Origin of the sequence: Alienimonas sp. DA493, assembly GCF_043951915.1 — a bacterium.
GTDB lineage: Bacteria > Planctomycetota > Planctomycetia > Planctomycetales > Planctomycetaceae > Alienimonas.
In genome coordinates, this window is the sequence record NZ_JBINJD010000057.1 from 14,563 (window position 1) to 29,291 (window position 14,729).

Annotated in this window: 13 protein-coding genes; 9 read left to right on the forward strand and 4 right to left on the reverse strand. The window is 71.1% G+C overall.

What is annotated here, in order from left to right:
* Positions 1–73 precede the first annotated feature (73 nt).
* Genes ACG2DA_RS10695 through ACG2DA_RS10705 form a run of 3 tightly spaced genes read right to left on the reverse strand, consistent with a single transcriptional unit; the run spans position 74 to position 2,369 of the window.
* Positions 74–640 carry a hypothetical protein gene (locus ACG2DA_RS10695; protein ID WP_395255607.1) on the reverse strand — a complete coding sequence of 189 codons (567 nt, stop codon included), beginning with the start codon at positions 638–640 and terminating at the stop codon, positions 74–76.
* A 29-nt stretch (positions 641–669) separates the two neighbouring features.
* Complete coding sequence (locus ACG2DA_RS10700) at positions 670–900, reverse strand: hypothetical protein (protein WP_395255608.1); 231 nt, start codon at positions 898–900, stop codon at positions 670–672.
* Positions 901–941: 41 nt separating this feature from the next.
* The gene (locus ACG2DA_RS10705) at positions 942–2,369 is read right to left on the reverse strand and encodes a hypothetical protein (RefSeq protein WP_395255609.1); all 1,428 of its coding nucleotides are present in this window, start codon (positions 2,367–2,369) and stop codon (positions 942–944) included.
* Positions 2,370–2,552: 183 nt separating this feature from the next.
* On the opposite strand from ACG2DA_RS10705, the gene ACG2DA_RS10710 reads away from it, so the two are divergent.
* The 9 genes from ACG2DA_RS10710 (at position 2,553) to mdoH (ending at position 13,589) form a co-directional block, all read left to right on the forward strand.
* Positions 2,553–3,002, forward strand: coding sequence for a hypothetical protein (locus tag ACG2DA_RS10710; RefSeq protein WP_395255610.1), 450 nt, complete (start codon positions 2,553–2,555; stop codon positions 3,000–3,002).
* Between the two features lie 103 nt (positions 3,003–3,105).
* Positions 3,106–4,413, forward strand: a complete 1,308-nt coding sequence (locus ACG2DA_RS10715; protein WP_395255611.1) for a protein-L-isoaspartate(D-aspartate) O-methyltransferase — start codon at positions 3,106–3,108, stop codon at positions 4,411–4,413.
* 140 nt (positions 4,414–4,553) lie between these two features.
* The gene (locus ACG2DA_RS10720) at positions 4,554–5,309 is read left to right on the forward strand and encodes a YgfZ/GcvT domain-containing protein (protein WP_395255612.1); all 756 of its coding nucleotides are present in this window, start codon (positions 4,554–4,556) and stop codon (positions 5,307–5,309) included.
* Between the two features lie 103 nt (positions 5,310–5,412).
* Positions 5,413–6,402: a malate dehydrogenase gene (locus ACG2DA_RS10725; RefSeq protein WP_395255613.1), complete on the forward strand. Its 990-nt coding sequence runs from the start codon at positions 5,413–5,415 to the stop codon at positions 6,400–6,402.
* 71 nt (positions 6,403–6,473) lie between these two features.
* Positions 6,474–7,367, forward strand: coding sequence for a DUF6338 family protein (locus ACG2DA_RS10730; protein ID WP_395255614.1), 894 nt, complete (start codon positions 6,474–6,476; stop codon positions 7,365–7,367).
* A complete protein-coding gene (bioA, locus tag ACG2DA_RS10735) occupies positions 7,364–8,722 on the forward strand; it encodes an adenosylmethionine--8-amino-7-oxononanoate transaminase (protein WP_395255615.1) in 1,359 nt (452 codons plus the stop codon). The genes ACG2DA_RS10730 and bioA overlap by 4 nt, the downstream gene beginning before the upstream one ends.
* Before the next feature lie 371 nt (positions 8,723–9,093).
* Positions 9,094–10,863, forward strand: a complete 1,770-nt coding sequence (locus tag ACG2DA_RS10740; protein ID WP_395255616.1) for a glucan biosynthesis protein — start codon at positions 9,094–9,096, stop codon at positions 10,861–10,863.
* The gene (locus ACG2DA_RS10745; protein ID WP_395255617.1) at positions 10,845–11,261 is read left to right on the forward strand and encodes a hypothetical protein; all 417 of its coding nucleotides are present in this window, start codon (positions 10,845–10,847) and stop codon (positions 11,259–11,261) included. Before ACG2DA_RS10740 ends, ACG2DA_RS10745 begins: the two co-directional genes overlap by 19 nt.
* Positions 11,262–11,459: 198 nt before the next feature.
* On the forward strand, positions 11,460–13,589 hold the full coding sequence (mdoH, locus tag ACG2DA_RS10750) for a glucans biosynthesis glucosyltransferase MdoH (RefSeq protein WP_395255618.1): 2,130 nt from the start codon (positions 11,460–11,462) through the stop codon (positions 13,587–13,589).
* A 73-nt stretch (positions 13,590–13,662) separates the two neighbouring features.
* On the opposite strand, the gene ACG2DA_RS10755 is transcribed toward mdoH, so the two are convergent.
* Positions 13,663–14,493: a DUF4184 family protein gene (locus ACG2DA_RS10755; RefSeq protein ID WP_395255619.1), complete on the reverse strand. Its 831-nt coding sequence runs from the start codon at positions 14,491–14,493 to the stop codon at positions 13,663–13,665.
* Positions 14,494–14,729: the final 236 nt, after the last annotated feature.

Here is a 14,729-nt window from a genome sequence, read left to right on the forward strand (position 1 = left end):
GGCTGGTAAGCCTCGCTGCGGTCACCAGAAACGCGCTCTCGACGACGCATTTGCATGGCAGCGTTCTTGGGCTCTACAGCGTGAACCACAGGTCGCACCCGCGGTCGGCGGCGGGCCGAAGCACGTTCCGCAGCGGATCGACGTCCCACTCCGGCGCCGCGAAGTCCGTCCGCCGTTCGTCGCAGCGGGCGGCGAAGCGGCGGACCTCGTCGCGGGTCAGCGTGCCGTAGGTTCGCTCCTCCGGGCAGGCGGCGCCGAACCACGGCCGGCCCTCCTCCAACGCCGTGCGGACCTGCGGGAACGGTTCGAAGAAGCCGGCGGGGAAGGCGTCCAACAGATCGAAATAGCGGAACTCCCGGTCCGTCGCCGCCCGTCGATCGAGGAACGCCCGCACCAGTAGTTCCGCCGCGTCGCGGCGGTGCGGCTCCTCCGGCTCGTCGGTCCGAGCGGGGAAGCCGTCGTCGATTACGGAGAGGGCCAAATCCGCCGCCCGCCGCATCGCGACGGGGTCGCGGCGGAAGGTCTCGACCTGCTCCGCCGCGAACCGTTCGACCGCCGCCCGGCTGCCCGCGTCGCCCGTGCCCGCGGCCAGCGTGAGCAGGTTGTGGTCGTAGGGCTGGAAGACGATGCGGAAGGCCACGGTTCGCTCCGTTCAGCGGTTCGCCGGCTTCAGGCGGCGGGCGAGTTGTGCCTTGTGCAGGTCGGGTCGCGGTCCGGCCGCGGGCGTTCGCCCCGGCGGTCACCGGCGAAGGAAACGTCCGGCAGGATGCCCGCCGGGTCCCGCTTTCCCCCGGCGTCGCCCCGTAGGGCCGAGGTCGGTTGGGCGGACAGCAGCGACGGGGCGAGGCAGAGAGCCGCGACCGCGAGCGCCGTCAGCACGGACCGGCGGGGCGAACGCATCATCGGGAGCTCTTCACGGATCAGGCGACGCCCCCGGCAGTCTACTCGACTTCCGCCGTCAGCACGGGCCGGCCCGGACCGCCGTTCGTCTGGTCCGACGAGAGGCGCCCCGGTTCGATCACCTCGGCCCGCAGCAGGAAGTAGCTGGCGTAGTCGATTCCCAAGCGGTCCGGGGCGTCCCAGCCGGCGTCCAGGTCGTAGGCCGGCAGGGTGGCGTCCAGGTCGTAGGTCCGCAGGGTGTCGGCGGCCTCGACGAAGCGGGGGGCGAGGCTGGAGAGCATCAGCGGGCTCACCAGCGTCGGCCGGAAGGCGGTGTACCCGCCGGGGCCGTCCGCGGCCGTCACCCCGGCGTGGCCGAGCGTCCGGTGCTGCCAGGAGATCGCCGCGGCCAACAGGCGGCGGTAGTCCGGGCCTTCGTAGCGGTAGGGTTCGGTCGAGGGGGAGCCGGACGGGTTCCAGGCGACGCCGCCGGGCCGGCCGCTGCCGACCGGTTCGTCCCACTCCGGCCAGAGGACCAGCGGGTAGAAGTAGGTGAACAGCGGCAGGTCGGTGCGGTGCGTCGCCGGGTGGAACGGCAGGCCGAACAGGCGATACAGGATCGCCCCCTCGCTGGTGTCGTTCCAGGTGTAGGGGATGATCCGCGGCGGGGCGGCGCCGGGCTCGCCGGTCCACTCCAGGCCGTGCAGGAATACGCCCTCGCGGGAGAGGAAGGCGACGTCCACCTCCGCCACGGCGGCACGTACGTCCCGCTCGAGGTCCGCCAGGCGCAGCGTTTCGGCCGCCTTGAGCAGCCCGGCGTAGAACAGGGCGGTGTCGATCGTCGACACCTCGCTGTGCTCCTTGGGGGCGCCGTCCGGGTCGGTGAAGTGGGCCAGCCAGCCGCGGTTGGCGGCCGGATTGGCCGCCCGGGTCGTCTCGAAGCCGCGCCGCAGATGGGCGGCGACCTCCTCCCGGTCCGCGACGCCGCGCTCGGCGAGCACCGCCAGGGCGTATCCCACCAACCCGGTCGCGGCGCTGGAGACGGTGTGCCGATCGCTGTTGCGGTCCAGCACCAGGCCGTTGGGCAGCACGAGGTCGGCCAGCGCCTCGTAGTACTGCTGGTCGGAGAGCCCCGGGCGGAGCGGGGCAAGCGAATCGAGCGGCGCGGGCACGGGGTCGCCTTCGAGGCGGGGGGCGGGGCGGGGCGTCGGATCGTCCGCGGGCGGCTCCGCGTCGTCCTGCGAGGAAGGCTCCTGCAAGGGACGAACCGTCGGAACCGGGGCGTCGACGTCGGCGGGGGGCCCGGCAGCATAGATCAGCCCCGCGCGATCCGTCATCACAGATTCGCCCCCCAAGCGTTCGTCCGCCCAGGAGCGAACGACTGCCGCCTCGGCCCACGGGGGGCGGGCCGGGCCGACCTCCGGCCCCGCCGGCTCGCCTTGGAACGCGGGCGCCAGCAGGACGGAAATCAGGACGGGGAAATTGGACACGGCACGCCTCCTTCAGAACGCTGGAAGGGCTGGCTCATACCTGAACAACCGTATGATGAACCCGGGATTCACGCCCCGCACATATCCACGACTGTCGTTGGTACGAACAATGCAGTCTTAGGCCAATCGCTCGGGGCCTGCCATCTTCGCGGCTCCGGGAATCCATCAAACCGCCACTTTTTCATGCCTGATCCTCCGATCTCCCCCGACGCCCGCGGCTCCGCGAAGCCCGACTTCGCCGCCGCAGAGGGCAAGGGGAATCCCCGAGCCGACAACTCGGGCGCCGCCCCCGATTTTTCCTCCGAGGAGGACGGATCCGCGGCGGACGCCGCCGCGGGCGACGGCGAGGTCGAGGTCCTCATCACCCCCCGGGCGGCCGTGCTGGACGAACTCCAGGTGACGGAGGAGGAGTTCGAATGGGCTCTCGGCCGGGCGCTGGACCTGTTGGAGGAAGGGCCGGAGGACGAGGAGGTCGCCGCGTTGGAAGACGTCGAAATCTGGCTCAACGGTCGGACCTTCCGATTGGAGGAGGTGGCGGAGGTGGAGATCGGCGGCGATCTGAGCGAACTCGGCCCCCTGCCCGATCCGGCCGCCGACGGCGAGGACGACGACGGGCTGGACGAGGAAGGGTAGACCGCCGCCGGACGGGCGGCGGGGCGAAACCGTCTCCCCGGGTTTGCGGCGTCTTCCTACAGTGGCCCGACGCCTCGCCCCCGCCGCGCCGGACGCCCGTTCGATGATCGCCCCGCCCCGCCTCCGCCCCGTCCTGACGCTCGCCGCCTGCCTGCTCGGCGTTCTTCCGTCGGCGGCGCCGGCGGCGGACGACCGGGCCGCGGAACGGGCCGCCATGGTGGAGCGGGCGCTGGTCACCGAGGGCGTGACGGACGAGCGCGTGCTGGATGCGCTGCGGACGGTCCCCCGGCACGAGTTCGTCCGTTCCAAGGACCACCGCCGGGCCTACGCCGACGCCGCCCTGCCGATCGGCCACGGCCAGACGATCAGCCCGCCGTTCATCGTGGGCTACATGACCGAGACCCTCGACGTGAAGCCGGGGATGAAGGTCCTCGAGATCGGCACCGGCAGCGGCTATCAGGCCGCGGTGCTGGCGGCGATGGGGGCGGACGTCTCCTCGATCGAGATCGTCAAACCGCTCGGCCGGGACGCCGCCCGACGGTTGGAGCGGCTCGGCTACGACAACGTCCGGGTGAAGGTGGGCGACGGCTACCTCGGCTGGCCGGAGCACGCCCCGTTCGACCGCATCATCGTGACCTGCTCCCCCGAGAGCGTGCCGCGGCCGCTGGTCCAGCAGCTCGCCGAGGGCGGCAAGTTGCTGGTTCCGCTGGGCGAACGCTTCCAGCAGACCTTCCACCTCTTCACCAAGCGGAACGGCGAACTGGCCGACGAACAGTTGGTGCCCACGTTCTTCGTCCCGATGACCGGCGAGAGCGAGGAGCGCCGCGAAATTCAGCCGGACGGCTTGCGGCCGCGGGTGGCGAACGCCTCCTTCGAGCTGGACGAGAACGGCGACGGCCGGGCCGACGGCTGGCACTACCAGCGGCAAACCCTGCTGATGCCGGACGCCCGCGACGGCGAGTCCGGCGCCCGGGTCGCCAGCGAATCCGAGTTGGGCGGGCTCTCGGCCAATTCCGGCGAGGCCCCGCACGGCGCCCGGTATTTGCGGATCGCCGCGAAGGACCCGGACCGCCTCGCCCAGATTTTGCAGGGTCTGCCGGTGGACGGCCGCCGGGTGGCGGCGGTGGGGTTGGCGATGCGCGTCCGCGGCGAGGCGCTCACCCCCCCCGCCGGCGGCGGTCCGCCGGCCGGGGCGGCGATCTACTTCTACGACAGCGTCCGCCGGGAGTTGCCGGGCGGGTTCATCGGCCCCTTCGCCGGCACCTTCGACTGGGACGAACGCGGCCGCCGCATCCCCGTGCCGCCGGACGCCCGGGAGATGATCGTCCGGGTCGCCGTCAAAGGCAGCGGCACCCTGGACGTGGACGCCCTCAGCCTGATCGCCTACCCCCGGGCCGTACCGGTGCGGTGACCCGGGGGACGCCGCCCCGGGGCCTTCCGGATTGACGCGGCGGCCTGAGGCGCGAGCATCGGGGTTCGGCGGCGCCGCAGCGCCGCCTCGTTCGCCGCCGCCCGGCGGGAGCGTCGCGCTCCGGACTCCCCCGCAGACTGATGATCGCCTTCGACCTCACCGGCTGGACCTGCCTCGCCGTCACCGGGCCGGACGCCGCGAAGTTCCTCCAGAACTTCTGCACGAACGACCTGCTGAAGGCCGAGCACGCCTGCGAGGCCTTCTTCACCAGCGAAAAGGCCCGCGTGCTGGGCCACGGCTGGCTGCTGAAGGACGCCCCGCAGCCCGGGACCGTCACCTTCGTCGGCACGCCCGGCCAAGGGCCCGGGCTGGTGACGCACCTCTCCAAGTACGCCCTGATGGAGGACGTGGAGTTCGCCGACCGCACCGGCGATCCGCTCTGGTTCGAGTCGCGGACCGACGGCTGGCCGCCCGGCGATCCGCTGGAGGGCGGCCTGTTTCACCTCTGCGACCCCTCCGAAGACGCTTGGACGCTGAGCGAGGAGGCCCGCATCGACGCCAAGCTGCCGCTGATCGGCACGGACCTGACGGAGGCGAACCTCTGCATGGAGGCCGACCGCCCGTGGGCCATCTGCTACACGAAGGGGTGCTACCTCGGCCAGGAGCCGGTCGCCCGGGTGCGGGCGCTGGGCAAGGTGAACAAGCTGCTGCGGGGCCTGAAGCTCGCTCCCGGCTCGCTGGCGCCGGCGAGCGGCGCGCCGGTCACGGCGGACGACGAGGAGGTCGGCGTCGTCACCAGCGCCGCGGACGACGTGGCGCTGGGGGTCGTGAAGCGAAAGTGGGCGGAGCCGGGCACGGCGGTGCGGGTCGGCGAGGCGGACGCGACGGTCTTCTAGGGTTCCTCCCGGAGCCGGAGGCCAGCCTCCGACTTGGGGGCCGCGGGACGGCCGGGTAGGCTCTCGGCCCCCGAATTCCCGTCGCCCTCTCCAAAACTCCGTCATGTCGAAACCCGTTCGCGTCGCCGTCACCGGGGCGGCCGGTCAGATCGGCTACGCCCTGCTGTTCCGCCTGGCCTCGGGCGAGGTGTTCGGCCCGGACACGCCGGTGCACCTGAATCTGGTCGAACTGCCCCACGCGATGGACGCCCTCGGCGGGGTCGTGATGGAGCTGGACGACTGCGCCTTCCCCACCCTGGCCGGCGTGACGACCGCCGACAGCGACCACCTGGAAGACGGCTTCCGCGACGCCGACTTCGTGCTGTGCGTCGGCAGCGTCCCCCGCAAACAGGGGATGGAGCGGGCCGACCTGCTGAAGGTCAATGGCGGCATCTTCGGCCCCACCGGCCGGGCGATCGACGCGGCGGCCGCGGAGAACGTGAAGGTGATCGTGGTCGGCAACCCCTGCAACACGAACTGCTTGATCGCCATGAGCCACGCCCCGCGGGTCCCGCGGGAGAACTGGTTCGCCATGACCCGGCTGGACCAGAACCGGGCCAAGTCGCAGCTCGCCCAGAAGGCGGGCGTCGGCGTGGGGGACGTGAAATCGCTTGCCATCTGGGGCAACCACAGCCCCACGATGTACCCGGACTTCGACCACGCCAGCATCAACGGCGCGCCCGTCCCGCAGGCGATCAGCGACCACGACTGGCTGAAGGGCGAGTTTCTGACCACCGTGCAGCAGCGCGGTGCCGCGATCATCAAGGCCCGCGGGGCCTCCTCCGCCGCCAGCGCCGCGAACGCCGCCCTGGACACGCTGAAGGACATCACCCGCCCCACCCCCGAGGGCGAGGTGTTCAGCGCCGCGATCTGCTCCACCGGCCAGTACGGCATCGACGAGGGCCTGATCTGCAGCATGCCCCTCCGCACCGACGGCGACACCTGGCAGGTGGTCGAGGGCTGGGACTACGACGAGTTCGCCCAAGCGAAGATCCAGGCCAGCGTCGACGAACTGAAAAGCGAACGCGACACGGTTCGCGACCTGCTGGGGTGAGCGGCGAACGCTTTCCATCTCGCCTCTCCACTACCTCTTAAACGGCGATGGGCTTCCCGAGTACCGACCTATTGCAGGTCATCTACTTCCTGCTGCCTGGATTCGTAGCGGCGTGGATCTTCTATGGATTCACTGCACATCCGCGTCAGTCGCCTTTTGAGAGGGTAGTGGAAGCATTAATCTTCACGGCGTTCGTGCAGGCCGCGACCGTCTGTCTACAAAGTTTCTCGCTTTGGGCAGGTCACCGCTTCGGCAGCCTCGGCGTCTGGACCGAAGCTGGAGGATTCGCTGTTGGTGTATTACTTGCTGGACCGATCGGCGCTTTAGCAGCGGCGATGTCTAACAGCAATGCCCCTCATGGCTGGCTGCCGGATTGGATTACGAAACGGACGTCGCTACCGAGTGAGTGGTACGCAGGATTCGCGAAATTCCCGAGGTTCACTTATCTGCGGTTGAAGGACGAGAGGACGCTCTATGGATGGCCGATGGAGTGGCCGGACACATCGGATTCAGGGCACTTCCTAATGACTCGCTGTGAGTGGATTCTTGCCGACGGAACTCGGGTGGAGCTGCCCCTCATCGAGGCGATGCTCCTTCCTGCGGAGTTGGTCGAAATGGTTGAGTTCGAGCTTCCTCCACAAAAAATGACGCCTTCAGCGATCCTCAAAAATGAGGAGTCTCTCCGAGAGATCCGCGATGCTCAGCAGGAGGTCGATATTGTCTCCGGAGGTGTGAACCGCGACGATGGAGGGAGTGCATCAACACACCAGGAGACGCATAATGGGGAAGAAGCACCAGTACCCGCCCCAAGAGGCGAAACAGAGACAAAGCGGCGGCAGAGTCATCCACCTCAGCGAGAATCCTCCGCCTCCGCCACAGATCACGACGGCAGAGAAGCGGCCGGTCTCTCCGCCTCCGCCACCGAAGACAGTTCCGAAACGGTGAACGAGCGGGGTGAGCGATGACTTTCGATTCCCCCCTCTGGCACCCGTTCACGCCGATGCAGGCGTTTGCGGAGGAGCGCGCCCCCGTCATCGCGGCGGGGGACGGGTTCGAGCTGATCGACACCGCCGGCAAACGCTATCTCGACGGCGTCTCCTCGCTGTGGTGCAACGTCCATGGGCACCGGGTGCCGGAGCTCGACGACGCGATCCGGGCGCAGCTCGATCGCGTCGCCCACAGCACGCTGCTGGGCCTGCGGTGCGACGTGGCGGATGAACTCGCCCGGCAACTCGTCCGCATCGCCCCCCGAAACGAGACGGCCGAGCCGCTGACGAAGGTTTTCTTCAGCGACAGCGGGGCGACCTGCGTGGAGGTCGCCCTGAAGATGGCCTTCCAGTACCACCGGCAGAAGGCAAAGCCGGAGAAGCGGGACCTGTTCCTCAAGCTCTCGCACGCCTACCACGGGGACACCGTCGGCACGGCGTCGGTGGGCGGGATCTCGCTGTTCCATACGATGTACGGCGAACTGTTCTACCAAACCGCCGCCGTCCCCTCCCCCACCCCGCCCGGCTACCCCTACGCCCTGCCGGAGGGGCACGACGCCGATTCCCTGCCCCGCTGGGCGCTGGCGGAAACCGACCGGCTGCTGGGGGAACACGCCGGGCAGGTGGCGGCCCTCGTGATGGAGCCGCGGGTGCAGGGGGCCGGAGGGCTGCTGATGCATCCGGACGGCTACCTGCGGTCGATCCGCGAGCTGTGCACGAAGCACGACGTGCCGCTGATCGCCGACGAGGTCGCCGTCGGCTTCGGCAAGACCGGCCGGACCTGGGCCTGCGAGACGGAGGGCGTCGTCCCCGACTTCCTCTGCACCGCCAAGGGCCTGACCGGCGGCTACCTGCCGGTCGCGGCGACCCTGACGACCGACCGCATCTACGACGCCTTCCTCGGCGAGCCGCACGAACTCCGCACCTTCTTCCACGGGCACACCTTCACCGGCAACGCCCTCGGCTGCGCCGCAGCGCTGGCCAGTTTGGAGAAGTACGAGGCGGACGACTGCCCCGCCAACGCCCGGGCGCTGTCCGCGGCGATCGGCGAACGGCTGGCCCCGCTGGCCGATTACCCCCACGTCGCCGCCGTCCGGCAGTGCGGGGTGATGACGGCGATCGACCTCGTCGCGTCCCGGGAACCGCACCGCCCCTACCCGCCGGAGCGCCGCATGGGGCATCAGGCCGTGCTGGCCGCCCGGGAGCGGGGGCTGATCCTCCGCCCGCTGGGCGACACGCTGGTGCTGATGCCGGCGGTGGGGATGCCGGTTTCGTTGGCGGATCGGCTGTGCGAAACGGCGATCGCCGCCGTCGACGCGGCAACCGGCGTCTGAGCGTTCCGCGGAAAAAGTAGCGCCGCCGGACCCCGCAGCAGGCGCGCCGGGCACGGCCGCTGCTGGGGAGAACTCTGCAACCGGTTCGAGCGCCGACTGCCTGATTGGCGGGCAGACAGAGCGGCCGGCAGCCGCCCAGGGCGCCGTTTCGACACCGATCGCAACGGCCGTGGCAACGCGCAAGTTCTTTCTGTCGGGGGGGCCCCGAGCGACGCATCCGCGGGGGACGGTTCTTCGCTCGGAAAGCCGTCTCCGCGTGTGGGTTCGGTGAACGGACGGTTTTGAGGGCTGTCTCGGTCCCCGGTTTGCATCGATCATCCGCACGTCGCGGACTGACCGCCGCGGCCGCCCCGCCCTCGCACCGTCTCGCCGTGTCGCCGATCGCCGCTCTCCGCCGTCCCGTCCCCGCCCGAACCGCCGCTTGGGCGGTCGTCGGCCTGCTGCTTGCGCCCGCGGCGTGCCCCGCTCAAGAAGAGGAGAGCGATCCCACGGGGCCGCCGGCGCTGATCCCCTGGTTCCCGGGCACGGCCCACGGCCAGACCTTCAGCGAGGGCTCGATCACCGCCCTGGCGGAGCACCTTGCCTCCAAGCCCTTCGTGCCGGACCCGCCGGTCCCGCAGGAGCTGATCGACCTCGACTACGACGCCTACCGCAAGATCGCCTGGAAGCCGGAGATGTCGCTCTGGCGGTATCTCGACGCCCCCATCCAGGCGGAGCTGATGCACCGCGGGGACATCCTGCGGAACAAAGTGCAAATCAACACCGTGCAGGACGGGAAGGTCGTCACGCTGGCCTTCGACCGGAACCTGTTCGAGTACCGCGGCGAGGTCGTCGGCCTGCCGGTCGACGCCGGGGTGGACTACGCCGGAATGAAGCTGCTCGGCTCGCTGCCGGGGCAGAAATACCTGCAGGAGTTCTTCGCCTTCGCCGGGGCCAGCTACTTCCGCGGCATCAGCGCCGGGCAGGTGTACGGGGCGAGCGCCCGGGCGCTGGCGATCGACATCGGCACGCCGCGGGTCGAGGAGTTCCCGATCATCCGCGGCCTCTGGCTCCAGCGGCCGGAGGTGGACGCGAAGACCGCCCGGGTCTGGGCGATCCTCGACTCCCACGCCGTCGCCGGCGCCTACCGCTTCGACGTGACCCCCGGCGACCCCACGGTCGCCGAGGTGCGGGCCACGCTGTTCTTCCGGCACGTGCCCACCAAGGTCGCGGTCGCCCCGGCCAGCAGCATGTTCCTGTGGGGCGACGGCTTCCAGAACCTCAAACAGGACGCCCGCCCCGAGGTGCACGACTCCGACGGCCTGCTGGTGCACGCTGGCGTGGAGGAGACCGCGAACCCGAACGGCCCCACCGAGTGGACCTTCCGGGCCCTCGGGCAGCAGAGCTATCCGTCCGTCAGCGGTCGCGGGTACGGCTCGATCCGCGGGTTCGGCCTGCTCCAGCGGGACCGCGACCCGGCCCGCTACGCCGACCCGGAAACCCGCTACGAGGACCGTCCCAGCCTGTGGGTCACCCCCCTGCCGCTGGACCCGTTCGGCGCCGGCCCCGGCGCCGCGGGCTTCGGCGGGGCGGAGGAAACCGACTGGGACGCCGTGCCGAACGTCTGGGCCGGCGGGACGGTCGAACTGCTGGAATACCCCACGGATTTTGAGGGGTTCGACAATATCGCCGCCTGGTGGGTGCCCGCGGTCCAGCCGACCGTCGGCGAGCCCTACCCGCTGGCCTACACGCTGTCGTTCGTCTCCGGCGACCCGCCGGAGCACAAGTTGGCCAAGGCCGCCGCCTGGACCCGCACCGCCGACCCGAACGATCCGGCCGCGACCCGGCTGACGGTGGACTTCGTGGGAGTGCCGAAGCGGTCGAACCCCGTTCCCCGGGTAACGACTCAGGGCGGCACCTATACGGACACCTCCCTGACCCCGATGGCCGACGGCACGCGACGCGTCACGCTATCGCTCAAACCCGACGGGGACGGTCCGGTGACCGTGGACGTCGCGTTGTTCCCCCAATCTTCAGAAGAAACCGGCGAAGGGTCGTTCGCCGGATCCGAACCTGAAGCCGTCGACTCTGCTTCCCCGGGCGAACTCTCGTCCGGTTCCCTGTCCGAGACCTGGAGGTTTTTATGCCCCCCGCTGCCCTGACCCCCGCCGAACTGAACGACCCCGCCGCGGCCGACGCTCACCCCTTCGCCGGAACCCTCGCCGATCCCGCCGCGCTCGACGCGGCCCGGGACGCCGTGGCCCGGTACCTCGGGGAATTGGGGCTCGCCGTGAATTCCCGCCCGGCCCGGACCGCAATCGCGGCCTGCCTGGACGCGGCGTTCGGCGAGGTCGGTCCGGCCGCTTCGCCGGCCGAGCTGTCCCGGGTCGCCCTGCGGCACGCGGCGTTGGGCATGTCCCGCTGGCTCACCGAGCTGAGCGACCGCGGCCCGACCCCGCCCCGGCACGCCAGCCTCGCGGCCCGGCTGTCCCGCGGCGGAATCCTCGCGGTCCCCGCGGTGCGGCGCCGCGAGATGACCCCGCAGCGGTTCGGCCGCTAAGTCGCCCCGCCGCGATCGTTGCGTACGTGAAGCCTTCTGAGGAAGCCTCACCGAGGAGCCTTCGCTGAGCCCCGCGTGTGGGTTTCGTCGGTCGCCAGGAGGCGACCGCGATCCCGCGATTTCTCCTCCCTTCTCCCCCGGCGGCCAAGACGGCCGGCGGACTCTCCGCCCCGTCGCCGCTTCCCCGTTTCGTTCAACATGTCTTTGCACGCCCCCGGGCCGGCTGGCGCCGCCCCGCCTTCGCCCCCGATCTGTTCCGCCTCCTGCACGGCGGTGCGGTCCGCCTTAGCCCTATTCACCGTCGCGTCCGCCGCGGCGGCGACCTGGGCCTTCGCGGGCGCCCTGCCGGACGTCTCCGCCTGGCTGCGGTGGCCGCTGGTCGGGCTGTTCGCCGTGTTGTTCGGCTGGATCGCCCTCTCCTTCTGGACGGCGACGCTGGGCTTCGTCTCCGTGTTGCGGCGGCCCACGCCGGCCGCGATTCCGGAGTTGGAGGAGGACTTCGACCCGCAATCCCTCCCGCCGACCGCGGTGCTGGTGCCGGTCTACAACGAGGATCCGACCCGCGTGTGCGCCGGCGTGCGGGCGATGCTGGATTCGCTGCGGGCGGTCTGCCCGGAGAAAGGGGGGGCGAGCCGCCGGTTCGACTTCTTCCTGCTCTCCGACAGCACCAACCCGGACGTCTGGCTGGCCGAGGAGCAGGCCTGGGCCGACCTCACCGACTCCCTGCCGGAGGGCGAGCGCGTCTTCTACCGGCACCGCCCGGAGAACACCGCCCGCAAGGCCGGCAACGTGGCGGACTTCGTGGAGCGTTGGGGCGACCACTACGAGTTCATGGTCACCCTCGACGCCGACAGCCTGATGGCCGGGCCGACGCTGGTCGAGATGACCCGCCGCATCGCCGCCGACCCGTCCTGCGGCATCCTCCAGGCGCCGCCCACGCCCGTGGGCCGCACCAGCGTGCTGGCCCGCTGGCAGCAGTTCGCCGCCCGGCTGTACTCGCCGGTGTTCCTGCGGGGCTTCAGCCTGTGGGCCGGCACGGACGGCAACTACTGGGGCCACAATGCGATCCTGCGGGTCGAACCCTTCCGGGCCTGCTGCGACCTGCCGGTGCTTCCCGGTCAGGCCCCGCTGGGCGGGGAGATCCTGAGCCACGACTTCATCGAGGCCGCCCTGATGCGGCGGGCCGGGTGGGGCGTGCGGCTGGCCGAGGACCTCGGCGGCAGCTACGAGGAATGCCCGACCACCCTGCTGGACTGGGCGAAGCGCGATCAGCGCTGGTGCCAGGGGAACCTCCAGCACGGTCGCGTGCTGTGGGAGGCCCGGCGGCGATTGCTGGGTCGCGGCGGAGGCGGCGCCGGCGGTCTGGCGCCCGTTTCGAAACTCCACCTGGCGATGGGCGTGATGGGCTACTGCGCCAGCCCGCTGTGGTTGGCCTTCCTGATCCTCACCCTGCTGGCGGCCGCCGTCGACGGGGGGCGAGTCGCCGCGGCGGGCGACGGTTCCGATCCCGCGACCGTCGGCCTGAGCCTGTTCGGCCTCAGCATGGGCATGCTGATCCTGCCCAAGCTCTACGCCCTGTTCGCCGCGGCCCGGGCCGGGCAGTTGGACGCGTACGGCGGGGGCCTGCGGGCGACGGCCGGCGTCGTCTGCGAGACGCTGCTGAGCGCCCTCGTCGCCCCGATCATGATGCTGTTCCACAGCCGCTTCGTCCTGACCACGTTGGCCGGGCGGGTGGTGACCTGGACCGCCCAAACCCGCGATGAACAGACCGTCACCTGGGCCGACGCCGTGCGGGCCCACTGGCCGGCGGCGGCGATCGGCCTGCTGGCCGGCTTCGCCGCGGGGCTGGCGGCGCCGGAGTCGCTGGCCTGGCTGGCCCCGGTGGCGGTGGGGCTGATTCTCGCCGGCCCGACGGCCGTGCTGCTCGCCAGCCGCGACGCGGGGCTCTGCGCCCGCCGTTGGGGCCTGTGGCTGACGCCCGAGGAGCTGGACCCGCCCCACGTGTTGCGGCGGCACGCCGAACTGCTGGCGACGCCCCCCGCCCCGAAAGACGCGGCGGAGTCGGTCAGCGCCGACGACGGTCCGCTGTTCGGCCGCGTGCTGCGGGACCCGGCCTTCTTCGCCCTGCACAGCGAGCTGCTGACGGCCACCGACGGAGACCGTCCCCTGCCCCCCGACGCCCGCGACCGCATCGAAACGACGGTGGTTCAGGGCGGCCCGGAGGGTTGGGCCCGCCTCACCCCCGCCGACCGCCGGGCCGTGCTCGGCGACCGCCGCACCCTGGCGGAGCTGCACGCCCGCACCCGGATGAACGTCACCGCGGCGTGAGAACCGATCGCTTGCAGTTTCGCAGGGGCTCTGAGCCTCGGGGCCCGCGACGCCGCAAGCGACCGCCGGCGCTTCAACCCCCGCTCCGTTCCCGCCGCCCACGCCGCGCCAGCGCCGCGTGGGCGGCGGCGTACGCCACCACGGCGATCACCAACGTCACCCCCGCGGAGGTCACCGCCCGGACCAACAAGATCCGCATGTTGTTGTGCGGCAGGGAGGCCCACGCGGCCCGCCCCGCCGCGGCGAGCGGCAGCAGGACGAACGCCGTGAGCACGGCGGTCCGCACCGCCGGCGGCACGGCCGACCGCGGCTCGCCGACCGGCTCGTGTCGCCGTAGTCGGACGAGGGCGTAGAGGCCGACGACCGGCAGCAACACGAACGTGCTGCCGTACTGCCCGAGGCGATAGCCGGGCATCGCGCGATGTCGCAGCGGCGCCCACTCCGGCAGGGTGAACCAGACCCGCTCCAGAATCGGCAGGGCCTCCACGCCCCACCGCCCGGCGTGGGTGAAGGAATCCCAAAGCACATGGCTGGCGGCGCCCAGCACGATCAGCCCCGTCGCCCACAGCAACGTCCGCAGAGTGAGCGGCGGTTGCGGCGTTCCCCGCGGCCGGTTGATCCGCGCCCGGACGGACTCCGGCGCGAGGTCCACCAGCGGCGCTTTGACGAAATACTCCCACGCGAGAAACGCCGCCATCCCCAGCGGCAGGCAGAGGGTGAACAGCCCGCGGACGGAATGCGTCGCCCAGTAGTCAATGACTCGCGGCAGGAAGACGCCAGCGTCCGGGATCATGCTCCCGATGACCAGCGCCGAGGCAGGCACGCTGCGATTCCCCGCGAACCGCCGCCGCAACCACGGCAACGCCGGCAACACGGCGGCGACGTGGGTGGGGGTGAAGGGCACGCGGGATTCGTAGTCCACCACGCCGCGGCCGTCGAGCGATCAGACCGCAACGACCGGCCGCGAAGTCTCACCACAACAAAAGATCTTGCTCCGGATCGCCTCCGGCGAGGCGAACGGCGTTCACGGCAGAGCCGACACTGGCGTCATCGGCGGCCGGGCCGGAGAGGACACGCTCCGCCGTCTGCTGTGCCGGCGCACAAAAAAACCGCGGCCGCGTCGGTCTCTGGGAGACGGAC

Bases quoted from the DNA above. Each gene is read 5' to 3' on its own strand.
- ACG2DA_RS10700 (WP_395255608.1), bottom strand. From the start codon at position 900: ATGCGTTCGCCCCGCCGGTCCGTGCTGACGGCGCTCGCGGTCGCGGCT.
- ACG2DA_RS10710 (WP_395255610.1), top strand. From the start codon at position 2,553: ATGCCTGATCCTCCGATCTCCCCCGACGCCCGCGGCTCCGCGAAGCCC.
- ACG2DA_RS10715 (WP_395255611.1), top strand. From the start codon at position 3,106: ATGATCGCCCCGCCCCGCCTCCGCCCCGTCCTGACGCTCGCCGCCTGC.
- ACG2DA_RS10720 (WP_395255612.1), top strand. From the start codon at position 4,554: ATGATCGCCTTCGACCTCACCGGCTGGACCTGCCTCGCCGTCACCGGG.
- ACG2DA_RS10725 (WP_395255613.1), top strand. From the start codon at position 5,413: ATGTCGAAACCCGTTCGCGTCGCCGTCACCGGGGCGGCCGGTCAGATC.
- bioA (WP_395255615.1), top strand. From the start codon at position 7,364: ATGACTTTCGATTCCCCCCTCTGGCACCCGTTCACGCCGATGCAGGCG.
- ACG2DA_RS10745 (WP_395255617.1), top strand. From the start codon at position 10,845: ATGCCCCCCGCTGCCCTGACCCCCGCCGAACTGAACGACCCCGCCGCG.
- mdoH (WP_395255618.1), top strand. From the start codon at position 11,460: ATGTCTTTGCACGCCCCCGGGCCGGCTGGCGCCGCCCCGCCTTCGCCC.